This is a genomic window from Methylobacterium sp. AC832 (assembly GCF_979256025.1).
Genome location: NZ_CEEDMV010000003.1, coordinates 526,623 through 544,542, shown reverse-complemented (window position 1 = coordinate 544,542; position 17,920 = coordinate 526,623). Strand labels below are relative to the sequence as shown.

Sequence of the window (17,920 nt, the reverse complement as noted above, 5' to 3'; positions counted from 1 at the left end):
GCCGGTTCGGCGATAAGAGAGCGCAGATCTTGGCAGGGGGCGCAGGAGCGCCCCCGCTTCTTTCCTTCATTCGGCGATGGCGCGACGCGCCCGCGGAGACCCACGATGCGTCTGAGCGACTGTCACAGCTTCCACGATTTCCGCCGCATGGCACAGGCGCGCCTGCCGGGACCGATCTTCGACTACATCGACGGGGCAGCGGACGACGAAGTGACCTACCGGCGCAACACCGCCGCGTTCGACACCTGCCAGCTCGTCCCCAACGTCCTGCGTGGCGTGGGCGAGATCGACATGTCCGTGACGGTGATGGGCCAGAAGCTCGCCATGCCGGTCTATTGCTCGCCGACCGCCTTGCAGCGGCTGTTCCACCACCAGGGCGAGCGGGCCGTCGCCGCTGCGGCCGGCAAGCATGGAACGATGTTCGGCGTGTCCTCCCTCGGGACGGTGAGCCTGGAAGAGGCGCGCCGAATCAGCAGCGGTCCGCAGGTCTATCAGTTCTACTTCCACAAGGACCGCGGCCTGAACCGCGCGATGATGGAACGGGCCAAGCAGGCGGGTATCGAGGTGATGATGCTGACGGTCGACAGCATCACGGGCGGCAACCGCGAACGCGACAAGCGGACGGGCTTTTCCATCCCATTTCGCCTGACCCTCGCCGGGATGATGCAGTTCGCGGTGAAGCCGGCCTGGGCGATCAACTACCTGACCCACGAGAGCTTCAAGCTGCCTCAGCTCGACGGCCATGTGGACATGGGTGGGGGGGCGCTCTCGATCAGCCGCTACTTCACCGAGATGCTTGATCCCTGCCTGTCATGGGACGACGTGGCCGCCATGGTTCGGGAATGGGGCGGCCAGTTCTGCCTCAAAGGCGTGATGTCGGTGGACGATGCCAAGCGCGCGGTCGAGATCGGCTGCACCGGTATCGTGCTGTCCAATCACGGCGGACGCCAGCTCGACGGCTCCTGCTCGGCATTCGATCAGCTCGCGGAGATCGTGGACGCGGTCGGCGACCGGATCGACGTGATCATGGATGGGGGCGTTCAGCGCGGTACCCACGTGTTGAAGGCCCTGTCACTCGGCGCGAAGGCGGTCGGCCTGGGTCGGTACTACCTGTTCCCTCTCGCCGCAGCCGGTCAGCCGGGCGTCGAGCGCGCCCTGGACCTGATGCGGTCCGAAATCGAACGCGACATGAGGTTGATGGGCTGCGCGTCCATCGACCAGCTGACGCGCAGCAACCTGCGGTTCGTCTGAGAGGGATACCGTCCCTTCCCGATGCCCGATCTCCGAGAACGTTGGGGATCGAGTGTCATGGGATACGTCCGCGTAAGATGGACGGGGCGGTGCCCTAGTAGCGCGCAAGTGCGTCTTCCGGTCGGTCCTTGCATTTGCGGGGAATCCTGATGGGATAGTCATGCGGAAGCCGCCGTCTCCCGCTCGAACCTTTATGCGCCCGGATACAGCTTTTGGGGGCGGTCCACCGATGGATCGCGCGAACCCCGGCCGTTCCATGCCTGTCACCATTCCGGTCGCCGCCCTCGCCTCGAAAGCGGCCGAGCCTCCCTCCAGACGCTTCATCGTTGGCCAGGACCCGCAGGGGAACTGGGTCGCCATGGAAGTCCACGGCCTCGGCGGCGGTCTGTTCCGCACACGGCACGATGCACTGCACTACGCGACCGACCTTACCGGCCATCGCCCGGATGCGGTGGTGTTGTCGGCCGACCGCATCGAGCTTCTTCTATGAGATCGGCGCCTGAGCCGGCGGGCGCGGTGTATCCGTCATCAGGCTGCGCGCCCCCTCGCCTCTCGACGCGCCGGGCGCGTACGGCCTCGAAGCCACTGGGCTTCGGCGTGAGCCACCTGGAACGCCCATCCCGAGGCCTGTCCGTCACGAGAGGCGGACAGGAATGCTGGCTCTGAGCCGCGTTGAGGATCTGCGAGAGCCACACGATGAAGTCCCGACCCGGATTGGTCCCGAATTCGAACCGCTCCTGGTTAGACTGCGAACATCAGGTCCCGCCGCCTGCGCGAGCGTGCCAGATCGGCGGCCGCCAGTGCTTCGGGCAGGTCTGCCAGGGTCACCTCGGTGCAGGAGCAGGTTTTTAAGTCGCGTATTCCCAGGGTTCGCGTTGGCCGTTCTCAATTGCCGGAATGCACCGAACGGTTCATGGCGATGATGTCGGCATGGCTGGGGTTGGGACCGAGCTTTCCCATGAGGCCGTAGACCCGGTTCAAGGTCTTCGGAGCCTCTCCCTTCACCGCGGCGAGCAGGGCCTCGTGCATCGTCTCCGCGTCGTAGTCGCAGCAATAGCTCGGGGTGGCGGGCTGCTGACGCCAGGATTCCGCCAGCATTCCGGCATCCACCGGGTCGAAGCCGATCTGGTCCACGATGCCCATGACGGTCCGCTTCGCGGCATCGTCATCGCCGGCCACGGCGACGGCGATCCGGTCGGGCGCACCCGCCGGACGACCGAGTTCGGCGAGGGAATGGGCGAGGATGTTGTTGAACGCCTTGATGATGGGGCGGCCGATCTGTTCCGACACCCAGACGCTCTCCGTCTTCCCGGCGTCGAGTTCGGCGATCTGCGGATCGCGCAGGCCGGGATAGTAATTGCCCGTGTCGACTATGGGAGTGGCCGCGGGCAAGCCGTCGAACAGGTCCTTCGGCAGCGTCGCCACGGCGGGGAACGGGATCGACAGGATCACGAGGTCCGCGCCCTCGACGGCGCCACGGATATCGACCGGAGTCGCGCCGATCTCCTGGGCGAAGGCGCGGACGCCGTCGGGGCCCTTGGAATTCGCGACGCGGACCTCGTGCCCTGCCGCGCTGAGCTTGCGGGCGAGCGTGCCGCCGATATTGCCGGTGCCGATGACGCCGATGTTCATGCCTGGTTCCTGTGCAGTTGGATGGATGGCCCCTTCAGGGGGCGGTGGTCGGGCGCGCGAGAGCGTCCAGCGTGCGCCGTAGCGATTCGAGGCCGTCCGGGGTCAGCTGGCACGCCGTCCGGATCTTGTCGGGAATGCTGCGAAGCGCGTCTTCCATGGCCCGGCCATGCGGGGTGAGATCGATCAGAACCCGGCGTTCGTCGGACGCGTCACGCGTCCGCGTGACCACGCCAGCGGCTTCCAGCCGCTTGAGCAACGGCGTCAGTGTGCCGGTCTCCATGTCGAGCCGGGCACACAACTCGCCTACGGATTGCGGTGAGCCGTTCATCAATTCGAGGGCGACGAGGTACTGCGAGAACGTCAGGCCCAGCGGCTCCAGGAACGGCTTGTGCAGCCGCACCATGCGGTTGGCGGCCGCGTTGAGCGCGAAGGAGAATTCCGCGGCGGTGCTTTGTCGATCGTCTGCCATTTGTGAAGCTTGCTATCATGTAGTGTACTATATAACTGGCTGTGAGATAGCGGCTCGTCAACCCCCGCGATGCCGACATTGCAGCGGAGCAGGCGTGCCGACGAGGGGCCGGAACGGGTCGCGAGAGCGGTGGAGGAGATCGGTACGGCATCCCGAAGCCATGGACGCAGCCAAGCCGATCCTGACGACGAAGCAGCGCCTTGACGAAGCTAACGGAATCTCATCGGGTCGTAGCGCCGGGACGCCGGCATTCTCCGACGCCCGCCCTGCCCCTGCCCCGCCGTGAGACCGGACGTCTCCGCCTCCGTCTGAGCGACCCGCTAACGCCCGCTTCCACCCAGCGCGCGAACCGGGGCACCGGCGAGGTCGACTGTGGAGCCCACGGTGTCGCGGAGGCCCGAGCCCATGTTCGACAGGTGCTCGCCATATGTTTCACGGGTCTGCGGGTCGACGAGCGCGACCGGGGCCGCAACCGCCAACGCCGCCCCCGTCGCCACCGTCGATGCGGCACCCGCGGCCGTACTCACCAGCCGGTCGCCGATGCCGATCTGCCCGTCCGAGATCGGCTGGCCGTCGGCAAGCCGTCTACCCAGCAGGGCGACGACTTCGCCGGATGCGAACTTGCCGTGGTTGAGCGCATCGTCCGACTTCACTGTCGACAGGTTCAGGACTGCGACGTTCTCCCGTTCCAACTCGGAACGATAGGGCTCGGCAGCAGGGTCGATGGCCCCCAATCGTACGCTGTCACCCCAGACCAAGCGGGAGACGGCGAGAGCCTGGTCGTCCCCGGACACCATCAGCGTCAAGCGTGGGCGGTCCTTGCCCATGTCGTGGAACGCAGCGCGGGCGAGGTCCATATCGACGTCGGGTGCCGCCAGGATCACGTTTCGGATCTTGGGGGCCACGCGCTTGTCGCGGATGGCCATCTGACGGAGGCTTTCCAGGGCGAGCCAGTTGCCCATCGAGTGGGCCAGGACGGTGATCTCACCGACATTCGGGTCCCGCGCGAGGTCGCGCAACAGCGTCTCCAGGGCGTTGCGGGAGAAGTTGGTACTCTCCCGGTCGTACCCATAGGCGAGCACACTGCCGCGCGACGGCCACGTGAACAGGACGGGTGCGACCTCGGCGCCGGAATCATGCACGATCTGCGCGAACCGAAAGACCGCGTCCTCGAACTTGTTGTTGAAGCCGTGCACGAAGACGAGAGCGTGGCGCTTGGCCCCGCGCCGGACCGACCGACCTGTCCAGGTGGCGACCTTCGACCGCTCGACCGGGTCGGCGCGTAGCGCCACGAAGTCGGTGGCCGGATTGCCCGGAACGGATTTCGGCCATTGAACCGAGCCGGGCTGTCGCGTGGCGTCCGGCGGGATAGAGACCGCGAGGTCGGTATAGGTCACGGCCTCGCCCCGCTCGCCGGAGAACAGAACGCCCTTGTCCGCCGCGGATTTGCGGGTCGTCGCGACGAGCATGTCGACACGCGAGGTCCCGGGCACCGCCCCCGCATCGGCGATGGGCAGGAGCACGCCGGACGGGCGGCCGGCGCAGGCCGGCAGGGCGAGTAGTGCCGTCAGGACGAGCGCAGCACGCCCATCCCGTTCAATTCGTCCGAACACTCGTGCCCCCGAAAACTGCCGTCCCATGCAACCTGGACGACCGGCCGGTTAACGGGCTGTCAAGGTCGGTACGGGCTATCGCAGGATTGAGGCGGGACCCAGGCTCGGCTCGGATTGCCGTCGCCTCATGGGCCGGGCTTTTCCAGCGCCGATGCGCCGTGCTTTTCTGACGCCGATGCGCCGTCCTGGCGGATGCCATAAGGTGAGATGGCGCCCATCGTCGGGTTCCCGGTTTGGCCGGTCCCGAGGCTTGCCGGTTCCGAGGCTTGCGGCCCGATGACGCGACCCGGCCCCCACAGAGACGCAGCCATGGTCCAGGACGTTGACGAGGGAGACGACTGGCGCTCGGTCGGCACGCGGTCGCAGAATGCCGCCGCCCTCGAGACGGCGCGGCAGCGGGCGCGGGAGCCGGACCGGGGCCGCGATGCCAGCCGTCCCTCCGACATTCCTGGGGCCGGATGGAAGGACATCCTCTGGCGTGTCCTGTGGGCCCTGCCGCAGGATCGCGTGCTGACCACCGCCGGCGGCGTCGCCTTCTTCGCCCTGCTCGCCGTGTTTCCCGGTCTCGTCGCCGTGGTCTCGATCTACGGGGTGTTTTCCGATCCCGCCGTGATCAGCCAGCATGTCGGCCTCCTGACCTACATCCTCCCCACCGCGGCCCTCGATCTTTTGGCCGAGCAGCTGGTGCGGATCGCCGAACGCAGCACGGGGTCGCTCGGTCTCACCTCGACGATCAGCCTGCTCATCGCCCTGTGGAGCGCGAATTCCGGCGTCAGCGCCCTCTTCGATGCCCTCAACGTCATCTACCGGGAGCGGGAGGACCGGACCCTGGTCCGGTTCTATGCCACGACCTTCCTGTTCACACTCGGCGGGGCCGCGTTTCTCCTCCTGACGATCAGCGTCGTCGTCCTCCTTCCCGCGATCCTGGAGCGGGTCGGGTTCGGGGGATTGGCCGACACGCTCCTGTCCGTGGCGCGGTGGCCGGTCATCCTGGTCGTGGTGAGTCTGAGCCTGTCGCTGATCTATCGCTACGGCCCGAGCCGGCGCCGGGCGAAATGGCGCTGGGTGACCTGGGGCAGTGCGCTGGCGGCGTTTCTCTGGGTCTGCACCTCCGGGGTGTTCTCCTGGTACGTCGCCAGCTTCGACAGCTACAACCGCATCTACGGGTCGCTCGGCGCCGGCATCGGCTTGATGTCGTGGATGTGGCTGTCGATCGTGGTCGTCCTGCTCGGCGCCGAGATCAACTCGGAGATGGAACGCCAGACCGCCCGCGACAGCACGGAGGGGCGGCCGAAACCCCTCGGCGGCCGGGACGCCTTCGCCGCCGACAACGTCGGACCGGGGCGCTGATGGCCCCCTCCATCGCGGTCGTCGGCCGGAAAGCCCGGTTTCATCGAGCTGTGTAAGGCCGGATAGACCTGAGTTCCCACTCCGGCGGGCGCGACTGTGGCCTGAGGGGCGCCGAATGCATGGTTGTGCTCCCGGGACTTGACTGCGAACCGCAAGAACCGTCGCGGAGCAGCAGGGGGCCGGTTATCTCCGGCGCTCTCGTGTCGCTTCCTCGATGGCTGTCTCGACGATGTCGAGGGCGTCCATCATCTGCTCCGACGTGACGGTCAGCGGCGGCGTCAGGGTCAGGACGTTGCCCATGGTGGTCTTGAACGACAGGCCGGCATCGAGCGCCCGGTAGAGCACCGCCTCGGCGAGGTCGGCATCGGGCTCGCGGCTGGCGCGGTCGCGCACGAGTTCGATGCCGATGAGGCAGCCCCGGCCGCGCACGTCGCCGATGGACGGGCAACGGTCCATCATGGCGCCGAGGCGGGCAACGGCCAGCGCCCCGACGCGCGCGGCGTTGGCGACGAGATCCTCGTCCTCGATGATCCGGATCGTCTCCAGGGCGGCCCGCGTCGTCACCGGGTTCTTCTCGTGGGTATAGTGGCCGAACGCCCAGGCGCCGCCGACATCGAGGCTCGGGTCGGCGATCACCGCCGCGATGGGCAGGATGCCGCCGCCGAGCCCCTTGCCGATCACCAGGATGTCGGGGGCGACGCCGTCATGCTCGCAGGAGAACATCCGCCCGGTCTTGCCCAGGCCGGTGGGGATCTCGTCGAAGATCAGCAATACGCCGTGCCGGTCGCAGATGCGCCGGACCTCCGCCCAGAAGCCCGGCGGCGGGATGTAGGGCACTGCCCGCGTCGGCTCGGCGACGAGGGCCGCCACGTCGGGGTCGCGGGTGAGGACGTAATCGATCATCCGGGCGCAGGCCCGGCCGCTCGCCTCGGCGCTGTCGGTGCCGTAGGGGCAGCGATAGCCGCCGAAGGGGGCGACGTGCAGGGCACCGGCCACCAGGGGCCCAGCGGGGCCGGAGCGGAACAGCATCTCGCCCGACATCGCCGCCGAGCCGGTGCCGGCGCCGTGGAAGGCATCCCAGAACGACAGAGTCTTGTGCCGGCCGGTGGCCGTGCGGGCGACCTTCACCGCCACCTCGACCGCGTCCGAGCCGCCGGTGGTGAACAGCACCTTCGCGAGGTTGCCCGGTGTGATCGCCGCGAGCTTCTCGGCGAGAGCCACGGCAGGCTCGCAGGCGTAGCGCCTGGGCGCGAAGGGCAGCGCGTCCATCTGCTCGGCAATGGCGCGCTTGAGGCGCGGATGGCCGTAGCCGATATGGTGGACGTTGTTGCCGTGGAAATCCATGTAGCGGCGCCCGGCCGCGTCCTCGATCCAGATGCCCACCGCCCGCACGATCGCGTTGAGGCAGGGCGTCGAGACCGACTGGTGCAGGAAGGCGTCCGAATCCCGGGCGAGCAGCCCGCGCGTCGCCGTGTCGAGGCTCCGCGCCTGCCAGGCGGCGCGCCGGTCGGTGCGGTTGGTGTCGCCCTCGGATTCGGCGATCCGTGCGTCCCGGCTCATGCGGTCGCCTCGCGGCGGCGCCAGCCCTGGGCGCGGGCGATCACGAAGCGGTTGACCAGCGCCAGAGCGAGGCGGGCACCGAGGGCGGTCGCCATGATCACGCTCGCCATTGCGGCGGCGGCGGCCGTGGTGCCGGCCTCGTCCATGTGGACGATGGCGATGGCGGCGAGCTTGGTGCTCGGCCCGTAGAGGAAGATCACCGCCGAGACCGTCGTCATGGCGTTGACGAACAGGTAGACGAACAGTTCGAGCACGGTCGGCAGGCAGATCGGCAGGCTGACCCGGCGGAAGGTCTGCCAGAACGGTACCTTCAGGGAGGCCGACACCGCCTCGAATTCCGGGTCGATCTGCTTCAGGGCCGTCGTCGCCGTGACGTGGGCGACCGTGTAGTAATGCGCCAGCGTGTTGATCACGAGGAGCGCCAGGGTCCCGTAGAGGACGTTCAGCGGGTTCCAGGGCGCGTTGAAGAAGAACACGTAGCCGAGGCCGAGCACGAGGCCCGGCACCGCGAGCGGCAGCATCGCCAGCAACTGCGCGAAGGCCCGACCGGCGGGAAACAGCTTCAGCTTCTCGATGAGGTAGGCCCCGCAGAACACCGTCATCGTGCCGATGGCCGCGACCGAGAGCGCCATGGCGAGCGAGTTCCAGTAGGGCGACCAGCCATCGGAATCGGCCGCCGCGAAGTCGTAATGGTCCAGGGTCAGGCCGAGATTGTAGGGCCAGTAGCGGATGAACGAGGCCCAGACCGCGACCCCGTAGGTGCCCACGATCACGCCGGCCACGAGCATGGCGTAGACCAGGACGAGGCGGTCGCGGACCGGATGGGGCTTCGGTTCGTAGGGTACGGAGCGGGCCGAGAGCAGGGACGATTGCCGTCGCTGGATGAGCCGGTCGACGATGAAGGCCAGCACCGCCGGCACCAGCATCAGGAGGCCGACCACGGCGCCCATGGGGAAGTTCTGCTGGCCGACTACCTGGCGGTAGGCGTCGGTGGCGAGCACCGGGTACTGGCCGCCGATCACCTTCGGGATGCCGAAATCCGTGACCACGAGGGTGAAGACCACGAAGGCCGCGCTGACGAGGCCGTAGCGGGCGCCCGGCAGCGTCACGGTCACGAAGGTGCGCAGGCGGCTCGTGCCCATGGCGGAGGCGGCCTCGTAGAGGCGTCCGTCCGAGAGGCCGAGGGCGGTGACGAGGATGATGAGGGCGTGCGGGAAGGCGTAGAGGCATTCGGCGAGGGTGATGCCGATCGGCCCGTAGACGCTGTGGCCGAACAGGAGCCCGCGTAGGAAGCCCTGGTTGCCGAGGATGTAGGTGAGCGCGATCCCCGAGAGCAGCGAGGGCGCGAACAGCGGCAGCAGGGCCAGGGCCAGGAATAGGCCCTTGAACGGCATCGCCGTGCGGGTGAGCGCGTAGGCGTAGCCGAAGGCCAGGGGCACCACGAGTGCCACGACGATGCCGGCCACGGTGAGGCTGTTGAGCAGCGCATCGACCAGGGTCGGCGTCGCGAAGTAGGTGCGGAAGTTGGACAGGCCCGCCATCCCGCCATCCGGCGCCTCCAGGCTCTTGATCAGCAGCGTGCCCAGCGGCAGCGCGATGATGAGCAGAAGGAACAGGCACAGCACCGCGATCAGGGCGGTGCCGATGGCGGCTTCGGGCACGGTGCGGCGCTTGGCGGGCAAGGCCTCCGGTAGGGACAGGACCGCCTCCGGCAGGGACAGGGCCGCCTCCGGCAGGGAGACAACGAGGGGAGATGTCCCCAGGACGGACTCGGCCATGGCGCGGCTCACGGGCGGGCGGCCACGGGGAAGGCCCGCAGGGCCGCCGGCGGCAGGGAGACGTAGAGGTACTGGCCTTCCGTCAGGGCGAGGTCGCCGTGGAGATTGGCCGAGACGTCGGCGACCAGGGAGCCGCCCAGGTCGAGGCTCGGTTCCAGGCGGGCGCGGGTGAAGGCTCCGAGGAATTCGAGGCTGCGCACCCGCACCTGGAAGGCGTTGACATCGGTGGGACGCACGTTGCCGACCCGGATCTCCTCCGGGCGGAAGCCGAGGCGCACGGGACTGCCGGGGACGAAGCCGCGCCCGTCCTCGCAGACGAGATCGACGGCACCGACCCGGATCTGCCGGGCCGATCCCACCCGGGCGTCGAGGAACGTCATGGCGCCGATGAAGTCGGCCACGAAGGCGGTGGCCGGGTTCCGGTAGATCTCCGCCGGGGTGCCGACCTGCTCGATCGCGCCGCGATTCATCACCACGACCCGGTCGGCCATGGCGAGCGCCTCCTCCTGGTCGTGCGTGACCATGATGGTGGTGATCCCGAGGCGCTTCTGAAGCTGGCGGATCTCGTCGCGCAGCCGGGTACGGACCTTGGCGTCGAGGGCCGAGAGCGGTTCGTCGAGGAGGAGCAGGGAGGGCGAGGTCGCCAGCGCCCGGGCGAGGGCCACCCGCTGCTGCTGGCCCCCCGAAAGCTGGACCGGATATTTAGGCCCCTGCTCGGGCAGCCCGACCAGGGCCAGGAGTTCGGCGACCCGCGCGGTGACCTGCGCCTTCGGCATTCGCCCGTTGACGAGGCCGTAGGCGACGTTGGCCGCCACCGTCAGGTTCGGAAACAGCGCGTAGGATTGGAACACGATGCCGAAGTCGCGCGCCGCCGGGGGCGCCGTCGAGACGTCGACGCCGCCGATCACGATACGTCCCGAATCCTGACGGTCGAGCCCGGCGATCAGGCGCAGCAGGGTGGTCTTGCCGCAGCCGGAGGGACCGAGGAAGCAGACGAACTCGCCCCGGCCGATTTCCAGGTCGATTCCGTCGAGGGCGGTGAAGGCCCCGTAACGCTTCGACAATCCCGAAACCCTGAGGAACGGCGTCGCATCGCGAAGCGTCATGGCGGTGCCCCCTACTCTTTCGTGTGGTCGTTCAGGCTCGCTTTGCGTCGTCGCGGCTACTTCTTGGCAGCCTTCGCCTCGTAGCGGCGCGACCATTCGGCGAGCACCCGCTCACGGTTGTCGGCCATCCAGCCGAGATCGTTCTTGATCATCGCGGCCTCGGCATTGGCGGGGTAGTTCGCCGGCACGTTGGCGACGCCCGGATAGGCCACCACCGCGTAGCTCTTGGCGTAGAGTTCGTTGGCGGCCTTGGTGGTGCCCCAGTCGGCGACCTTGCGGGCCAGATCCAGGTGCTTGGTGGTGCCGACGATGGCGTAGGCCTCTTCGTCCCAGCCCGTGCCGTCGGCGGGGACGACGACGGCCAGAGGTGCGCCCTTCGTCTTCTCCGAGGCGCCGCGCATGTCCAGCGACAGGCCGGCGGTGCGCTCGCCGCGCGCGGCCTGGACGCAGGGGGCCGAGCCCGAATGCAGGTAGGCGGCGATGTTCTCGTGGAGTTTGTCCATGTAGGCCCAGCCGGCCTCCTCGCCCATGCCCTGGAGCCAGCCGGCGACCAGCAGGTAACCGGTGCCCGAGGAGGCGGGATGCGGCATCACCACCTTGCCCTTCAGTGCGGGCACCAGGAGATCGGCCCAGCGCACGGGGGTCTTCACCCCGTCCTTCTCGGCTTCCGCCGTATTGAAACAGACCACGCCGATGGAGGCGTCGGTTCCGGTCCAGCTGTAGGGGCCGATGGAATCGCGGAAGGCGGGCTTCAGCGCATCGGCGCCCTTCGGCTCGTAGGTGGCGAGCAGGCCCTGCTTCTCGAACAGCAGCAGGCTGGAGGCGGCCAGCCCCATCACCATGTCGGCGCGGGGATTATCCTTCTCGGCCAGGAACCGTGCGGTGATGACGCCCGTCGAATCGCGCACCCAGACCACCTCGACCTCCGGCACCGCCCGCTCAATCCCGGCTTTGAAGGGAACGAGCTGATCGTTCTCGAGGGCCGTGTAGATCGTGAGCTTTGTGCGCTCGGCGGCCATGGCCAGGGTCGGCGACGTCAGGGCGAGGGTCAGAGCGAGGAGGCCGAGGATTTTCATCGATAATGCTCCGGAGTCTTGTCGTTCCGACGTTTAAATCCTGATGCATGACAGGAAGAAGACAAAACCCCGTGCAATCAAGTCCAGGCTTTTTGCATATGCTGCCTATTTCAAGATCATGGCGCAGAATTACTTACGTTGATTGCGGACGGCCGAAATCGACCCCCAGCGCTTGGCCGCGGGTCGATGTTGAAACCTTTCGATTGCTCCCGTGAAACGGTCTCCAGCCGTGACGCGGTGTCCCTTAGAGTGTTCTCCGCCGAAGCGGATGCCGGTTCGGCGAAAAGGATCGCGGCAAAATAGAGGTCTAGAGCTGCACCCGGCCCAACGTGGTCGGGTGCAGCTCTAGCAGGCCTGTGGCATGCGTCCGGCCGCCAGCAATCCGTTGATATCGGCGACGACGCCCGGCAGGTCGGCGATCGTGTCGATGAGGAAGTGGGGCTTGGATTCCGCGAACAGGGTGGCGATCCGCCTCCGCTCGGAGGCGAGGCGATCGGCGGACAGCGCGCGGAACGCGTCGTAGGTCAGCCCCAGCGCGTTACCCGAGCAGGTGAGCGCCACCGTCCACATGCCGGCTTTGCGGCCTTCGAGGATGCCCGGCACCGTGTCGTCCACCTTCACGCAGGCGGCGACGTCGTCGATGCCGAGCGCGATGACGTTCGCCAGCGCCTGGGCCGGAAAGGGGCGCCCGTTCGGAACTTCGTCCGTGGCCACCACATGGTCGGCGACGTAGCCGTTGGTGGCGGCGAGCGCGACCACGCGCTCCATGACGCGCGCCGGGTAACCTGAGCAGGAGCCGATCTTGAGCCCCCCTGCCCTGAGGTCGGCGATGGCGTCGAGGGCGCCGGGGATCACGGCCGAGTGTTCGGCGATCTTCTCGATCTGCAACGGCATGAAGCGCTCGTAGATCGCGGTGACGTCGGTGTCGGTGGCCGGATGCCCGTGGGCTGCCGCGTAGCGCGCCGCGATCTCGGGCTGGTTCAGGAGCGTGCGGATGTGGTCCCACTTGCCCATGCCCATCGGGCCGCGCGCTTCGGGCAGGCTGACGGCGACGCCGAATTCCGCGAAGGCCTCGACGAAGATCTGGGTCGGCGCGAAGGAGCCGAAATCGACGACGGTCCCGGCCCAGTCGAGGATCGCGGCCTGGAGTTTCTTCGGGGGGGTGTAGGACATGGTGGGACTTTCCGGGTGACCCGCGGAACGCGCGGGAGGCCGAGGAACGGGCGGTCAGACGGTCGTGATGCTCAGTTCGGTGAACACCGCCGCGACGGCCTCGACCGCGCGCTCCATGTCGGCGGATTCGACGTGGCCGATGCAGCCCACGCGAAACGTCTCCATCTGCGTGAGCTTGCCCGGATAGAGGATGAAGCCCCGTGCGCGGACGGCGGCGTAGAAATCGGCGAAGCGGTACTTCGGGTCGCGCGGGGCGTGGAAGGTCACGATGATCGGCGCCTGGATCTCGGGCGCCAGGAAGGATTTGAGGCCGAGGCGCTCCATGCCGCGGATCAGCACCTCGCAATTGCGCGCGTACTTGGCGTGGCGGGCCGGCAGGCCGCCCTCCTCGTCGTATTGCAGCAGCGCCTCGTGGAGCGCCGCGACCACGTGGGTCGGCGGGGTGAAGCGCCACTGCCCGGTGCGCTGCATGTAATCGTGCTGGTCGCTGAGGTTCAGAGCCAATGAGGCTGAGTTGCCCTCGGCTCGCGCCAGGGCATCCGCCCGCGCGATCACGAAGCCCATGCCGGGCACGCCTTCGAGGCACTTGCCCGAGGCGGCGATCAACGCCTCGAACGGAACCGTGGCCGCGTCGATGGGGAGCGCCCCGAAGGAGCTCATCGCATCGACGATGAGGCCGCGCCCGTGGCGGGCGACCATTGCGGCGATCTCCGGCAGGGGGTTGAGGATGCCGGTGCTGGTCTCGCAATGGATCAGCCCGACATGGCTGATCGTGGGATCGGCCGCGAGCAGGCCGTCGACGGCCTCGGGCGTCGTGGGCACGTCGTCGGCGGTCTCGTAGACGCTATGATCGCGGCCCAGAGCTTCGCAGATCTTGGCGAGGCGCTTGCCGTAGGCGCCGTTGACGAGGACCAGGACCTTGCCGGTGCGCGGCACCAGGGTGCCGATCGCCGCCTCGACCGCGAAGGTGCCGCTGCCCTGGATTGGCACGCAGACATGGCTGCCGGTGCCGTTGGCGATGGCGACGAGGCGCTCGCAGACGCTGGCCGTCAGGGCGTTGAAGCTGCCGTCCCAGGAGCCCCAATCGGTCATCATCGCCGCGCGGGTGCGCTCCGACGTCGTCAGCGGGCCGGGAGTCAGGAGAATGGGAGCGGCTGTCATGGTGATCCTGCCCGATCTGCCGGAAGCGCCGGGAGCGCTTCGGGACAGGTAAATCTTGCGTTCGGGCAAGCCATCAGATCAAATCGTTTCTTGTGATGCCCGTCATCAGTCTCGCCGATAGGTCGCCATGAACCTGTTCCAGCTGCGCGCCTTCGACGCCGTCGCGCGGGAGGGCAGCTTCACACGCGCGGCCCAGCGCCTCTGCATCAGCCAGCCGGCGGTGACCGGGCACATCAAGGCGCTAGAGGAGCGCTACGACCTCGTTCTGTTCCGGCGCACGGCGCGGGCGGCGGAACTGACTCCGCAGGGCCGGGCGCTGTCCGAACTCACCGGCCCGCTCTTCGGCCTCGTGGAGCAGGCGGAGGATCTCCTGGAGGCCAACCGGACGCTGGTTTCGGGGCGGGTCGAGATCGCGGTGGATTCGCCCCATATCGTGATGCCGCTGCTCGCCCGCCTGCGGGCCCGCCATCCCGGCATCGTCGTCGGGCTGATTCTCGGCAACGCCGCCGATACCCGCGAGGCCCTGCTGTCGGAGCGGGCGAGCGTCGCCGTGCTCACCGAGGCCGAGGCGCATCCGGACCTCCACCTCGCGGAGATCGCGGTCTCGCGCATCTGCGCCGTGGTCCCGCGCGACCATCCCCTGGCGGGTCGCGCGGCGCTGGATCTGGCCGAACTCGACGGCGCCGCCATGGTGCTGCGCGAGCCCACCTCCGTGACCCGCCGAACCTTCGATCGTGCCTGCCGGCGCATCGGCATCACGCCCGCCGTGCTGATGGAACTCGACAGCCGCGAGGCGGTGATCGAGGCCGCCGCCGCCGGAATCGGCATCGGCATCGTCTCGTCCCTGGAATGCGGCGAGGACGCCCGGATCGCCGCGATCCCGATCGACGGGCCGGACCTCGTCAATCGCCACGCGATCGCCTGTCTGGCGCGACGCCGGAACCTGCGCCTGATCCGTGTCGTGTTCGAACTGGCGGTCGATGCGGCGGAGGCGACGCGATGAGCCGGAAGCCCTCCGCACCGGAGAGCCGGGCGCTGGCCGCCTCCCGCCACGACGCGATTCTGGCACGGCTCGGCCAGGACGGCAGCGTCAGCGTCGAGGCGATGGCGGACCGTTTCGGCGTCTCCCGCGAGACGATCCGGCGCGACCTGAAGGCCCTGGCCGAGCGGGGCCGGCTCGCCATCGTGCACGGAGGCGCGACCCGGCGCGCGGACGAACCCGTCCTGGCCTTCCGCGAGCGCGACAATCCGGCGGGCAAGGCCGCGATCGGACGGGTCGCGGCGGGGCTCGTCGAGGACGGCATGGTGGTGGTGCTCGATTCCGGCGCCACCACCCTGGCGGTGGCGAACGCGCTGGCCGGCCGCGACCCGCTCTTTTCCCGCCCCATACCCAAGGGGCTGACGATCTGCACAAACAGCCTGCCGGTGGGGCTCCTGCTCTGCCGTGTCGCCGGCGTGCGGGTCCATTTCCTCGGGGGCGAGATCGAGGGCGCAGACGAGGCGGCTTTCGGCACCGAGGCGCTCACCGCCCTGGCGCGCTTTCGCGCCGACCTCGCCTTCGTGGGTGCCGGCGGCATTTCACCAAGCGGCGAGATCACCGACTTCGCGCCGCTCCCCACCGAGTTGCGCACCCACATGCTGGCGGCGGCGGAGCAGGGCTACGTGGTGGCCGACAGCACCAAGTTCGGTCGCCTGACCCCGATTCGCCTCGCGCCGATCCCGGCGGGGACCGGTCTCATCGTCGATGTCGAGCCCCCGCCCCTTCTCCGGGACGCCCTGACCCGACGCGGCCTCGACCTGATCGTCGCGCCCTGATGTGGTTTTTTGTGGCTTTTTGATTTCTTTTGCAGCGGGCCTGCATTAGGAACGGACGACGTTTTTGGCCGCTCGTCGGCGTGGCGCTGCCCTCACAGGACGCGAGATCTCATGATGGCCACTGGCATGAGCCTGCCCGTCTTCTGCGCGGTGCTTGCCGCCGCCTTCATGCATGCGGGCTGGAACGCGGTGGCGAAGCTGCGCCTCGAGCCGATTCTCACCATGGCGCTGATCTCGGCCTCGGCCGGGCTGTTCGCGCTTCCGGCCTCGCTTTGGTTCGGATGGCCCCAAGCCGCCGCCTGGCCCTGGCTGGCGGGTTCGATCCTGCTGCATCTCGGCTATTACATCGCCCTGGCCGAGGCCTACCGGCACGGGGATATGGGGCAGGTCTACCCGATCGCGCGCGGCAGCGCCCCGCTGCTGACGGCCTGCGCCTCGCTCCTGGTGCTGCAGGAGGCGCTGGCCCCCCTCGCCGCCCTCGGGATTGGCATCCTCTGCGCCGGGGTCGCCCTGATGGTGTTCGCGAAAGCCGGCGGCCAGCGCCTGAGCCGGGCGGCCCTGGCACACGCGCTCCTCACCGGCGCCCTGATCTCCGGCTACACGCTGGTGGACGGGCTCGGCGCGCGGGCGGCGGGCGACCCCCACGCCTATGCCGCCGCACTTTTCGTGATCGACGCGATCCCGCTGCCGGTTTTCGTGCTCTGGACGCGGGGCCGCGACGTGCTGCGCTCCGTGCGGGGCCTCATGGTGCCGGGACTCGGGGGCGGAGCCCTGGCCCTCGGCTCCTACTGGATCGCGATCTGGGCGATGACGGTCGCGCCCATTCCCCTGGTCGCGGCGACGCGTGAGACCAGCGTCCTGTTCGCGATGCTGATCTCCGTCATCGTGCTGAAGGAGCCGCTTCTCCTGTCGCGAACGGCGGCGGTGGTCATCATCGTGGCGGGGGTCGTGGCCATGCGCCTGGCCTAGAGGCTCGATCCCGCGGCGCGCTCCGACGATCGAGCACCATGCCGCGAGGGATACGCGAAGCGCGGCAAAGCGGAGCTCTCGATGCGAGGGAATGGATCGTCGGAGCCGCCGGGCCGGGCGACCGTCTCTGACGACGAGCGCTGGATTGCGTGCAGGCTGCGAATACCCACTCATGAAGCAAAGCCGGTCCCCGCGACGATGACGCGAAAGTACCGCTCCGGACTTGTTCCTGCGCGTTTGCTTACGCCGGCAGGATGACCACCTTGGTTTTGACCGGTGTCCGCGAATAGAGGTGGATCATGTCCTGGCTGAGCAGACCGACACAGCCGCTCGTGATGCCCGTGCCGATCGTGTCGGGCTCGCTGCTGGCATAGATCGTGTAGAGCGTATAGGCGCCGTTCTGGTAGAGATGAAGGGTGCGGGCGCCGAGCGGATTGTCCAGGCCGCCCGGCATGCCGCGGGCATATTTGGCGACCTCGGGCTGACGCCGGATCATCTCCTTCGGCGGTGTCCAGGTCGCCCATTCGGACTTGCGGCCGACATAGGCGTCGCCGCTCCAGAGGAAGCCATCGCGGCCGACATTCGCGCCGTAGCGGGTGGCGGAGCCGTCGCCCTCGATGCGGTAGACGTAGAAATTGCCGGGATCGACGACGATCGTGCCGGGAGCTTCCTTGGTGTCGTAGCGAACCGTCCGGCGATAATATTTCGGGTCGACCTTGCTGATATCGGCGGCCGGGATCGGGAATTTCTCGTCCGGCATCGGCCCGTAGATCTTCGCCGCCTCGGCGAGGATCAGGCCGTCGGATGTCGCGCAGCCGGCGAGCCCCAAGGCACTCAATCCAGCGGCCGAGCCGGCCAGGAAAGACCGGCGGGTGAGAGGCCGCGTTCCATGCCCGAGCGGATCGATAATCCCACCGTCCATGATCATGATCCCGGACCTTCCCTGCCCTGCGGACCGAAGAACGAG

Annotated in this window: 16 protein-coding genes; 6 read left to right on the top strand and 10 right to left on the bottom strand. The window is 68.3% G+C overall.

The genetic code is table 11. The features are described from left to right. The first annotated feature begins 105 nt into the window (after positions 1 to 105). Both AC0IXR_RS14175 and AC0IXR_RS14170 read left to right on the top strand, forming a co-directional pair. A complete protein-coding gene (locus tag AC0IXR_RS14175; RefSeq protein ID WP_471761189.1) occupies positions 106 to 1,251 on the top strand; it encodes an alpha-hydroxy acid oxidase in 1,146 nt (381 codons plus the stop codon). Between the two features lie 256 nt (positions 1,252 to 1,507). After that, on the top strand, positions 1,508 to 1,741 hold the full coding sequence (locus tag AC0IXR_RS14170; protein WP_056452637.1) for a hypothetical protein: 234 nt from the start codon (positions 1,508 to 1,510) through the stop codon (positions 1,739 to 1,741). A gap of 395 nt (positions 1,742 to 2,136) precedes the next feature. Here the strand turns inward: AC0IXR_RS14170 and AC0IXR_RS14165 are convergent, their stop codons facing one another. From AC0IXR_RS14165 to AC0IXR_RS14155, 3 genes are all read right to left on the bottom strand, one after another. Then, positions 2,137 to 2,883, bottom strand: a complete 747-nt coding sequence (locus tag AC0IXR_RS14165) for an NADPH-dependent F420 reductase (RefSeq protein WP_471761187.1) — start codon at positions 2,881 to 2,883, stop codon at positions 2,137 to 2,139. A 34-nt stretch (positions 2,884 to 2,917) separates the two neighbouring features. Next, positions 2,918 to 3,352, bottom strand: coding sequence for a MarR family winged helix-turn-helix transcriptional regulator (locus tag AC0IXR_RS14160; RefSeq protein ID WP_471761185.1), 435 nt, complete (start codon positions 3,350 to 3,352; stop codon positions 2,918 to 2,920). 320 nt (positions 3,353 to 3,672) lie between these two features. Next, positions 3,673 to 4,965, bottom strand: coding sequence for an alpha/beta hydrolase (locus tag AC0IXR_RS14155; protein WP_244483693.1), 1,293 nt, complete (start codon positions 4,963 to 4,965; stop codon positions 3,673 to 3,675). Between the two features lie 309 nt (positions 4,966 to 5,274). On the opposite strand from AC0IXR_RS14155, the gene AC0IXR_RS14150 reads away from it, so the two are divergent. After that, positions 5,275 to 6,315: a YihY/virulence factor BrkB family protein gene (locus AC0IXR_RS14150; RefSeq protein WP_471761183.1), complete on the top strand. Its 1,041-nt coding sequence runs from the start codon at positions 5,275 to 5,277 to the stop codon at positions 6,313 to 6,315. A gap of 183 nt (positions 6,316 to 6,498) precedes the next feature. Here AC0IXR_RS14150 and pbfA read toward each other — a convergent pair whose 3' ends face one another. The 6 genes from pbfA to AC0IXR_RS14120 all read right to left on the bottom strand — a co-directional run bounded on the left by pbfA (position 6,499) and on the right by AC0IXR_RS14120 (position 14,169). Continuing rightward, positions 6,499 to 7,875 carry a (R)-1-hydroxy-2-aminoethylphosphonate ammonia-lyase gene (gene pbfA, locus AC0IXR_RS14145; protein WP_471761181.1) on the bottom strand — a complete coding sequence of 459 codons (1,377 nt, stop codon included), beginning with the start codon at positions 7,873 to 7,875 and terminating at the stop codon, positions 6,499 to 6,501. Continuing rightward, entirely contained in the window at positions 7,872 to 9,653 is a 1,782-nt protein-coding gene (locus tag AC0IXR_RS14140; RefSeq protein ID WP_471761179.1) for a putative 2-aminoethylphosphonate ABC transporter permease subunit, read from the bottom strand. The genes pbfA and AC0IXR_RS14140 overlap by 4 nt, the downstream gene beginning before the upstream one ends. An 8-nt stretch (positions 9,654 to 9,661) precedes the next feature. Then, positions 9,662 to 10,759, bottom strand: a complete 1,098-nt coding sequence (locus AC0IXR_RS14135; RefSeq protein WP_056434180.1) for a putative 2-aminoethylphosphonate ABC transporter ATP-binding protein — start codon at positions 10,757 to 10,759, stop codon at positions 9,662 to 9,664. A gap of 56 nt (positions 10,760 to 10,815) precedes the next feature. Beyond that, a complete protein-coding gene (locus tag AC0IXR_RS14130) occupies positions 10,816 to 11,835 on the bottom strand; it encodes a putative 2-aminoethylphosphonate ABC transporter substrate-binding protein (protein ID WP_056434178.1) in 1,020 nt (339 codons plus the stop codon). Between the two features lie 345 nt (positions 11,836 to 12,180). Beyond that, positions 12,181 to 13,008, bottom strand: a complete 828-nt coding sequence (gene phnX / locus AC0IXR_RS14125) for a phosphonoacetaldehyde hydrolase (protein WP_056434176.1) — start codon at positions 13,006 to 13,008, stop codon at positions 12,181 to 12,183. A 54-nt stretch (positions 13,009 to 13,062) separates the two neighbouring features. Further along, complete coding sequence (locus AC0IXR_RS14120; protein ID WP_471761176.1) at positions 13,063 to 14,169, bottom strand: 2-aminoethylphosphonate--pyruvate transaminase; 1,107 nt, start codon at positions 14,167 to 14,169, stop codon at positions 13,063 to 13,065. 127 nt (positions 14,170 to 14,296) lie between these two features. Here AC0IXR_RS14120 and AC0IXR_RS14115 point away from each other — a divergent pair, with 127 nt between their 5' ends. From AC0IXR_RS14115 to AC0IXR_RS14105, 3 genes are all read left to right on the top strand, one after another. Then, positions 14,297 to 15,172 carry a LysR substrate-binding domain-containing protein gene (locus tag AC0IXR_RS14115; protein ID WP_056434171.1) on the top strand — a complete coding sequence of 292 codons (876 nt, stop codon included), beginning with the start codon at positions 14,297 to 14,299 and terminating at the stop codon, positions 15,170 to 15,172. Further along, the gene (locus tag AC0IXR_RS14110; RefSeq protein WP_471761174.1) at positions 15,169 to 15,984 is read left to right on the top strand and encodes a DeoR/GlpR family DNA-binding transcription regulator; all 816 of its coding nucleotides are present in this window, start codon (positions 15,169 to 15,171) and stop codon (positions 15,982 to 15,984) included. The genes AC0IXR_RS14115 and AC0IXR_RS14110 overlap by 4 nt, the downstream gene beginning before the upstream one ends. A gap of 126 nt (positions 15,985 to 16,110) precedes the next feature. Further along, the gene (locus AC0IXR_RS14105) at positions 16,111 to 16,953 is read left to right on the top strand and encodes an EamA family transporter (protein ID WP_471761172.1); all 843 of its coding nucleotides are present in this window, start codon (positions 16,111 to 16,113) and stop codon (positions 16,951 to 16,953) included. A 241-nt stretch (positions 16,954 to 17,194) separates the two neighbouring features. Here AC0IXR_RS14105 and AC0IXR_RS14100 read toward each other — a convergent pair whose 3' ends face one another. Next, positions 17,195 to 17,881: a L,D-transpeptidase family protein gene (locus AC0IXR_RS14100; RefSeq protein ID WP_471761171.1), complete on the bottom strand. Its 687-nt coding sequence runs from the start codon at positions 17,879 to 17,881 to the stop codon at positions 17,195 to 17,197. Positions 17,882 to 17,920: the final 39 nt, after the last annotated feature.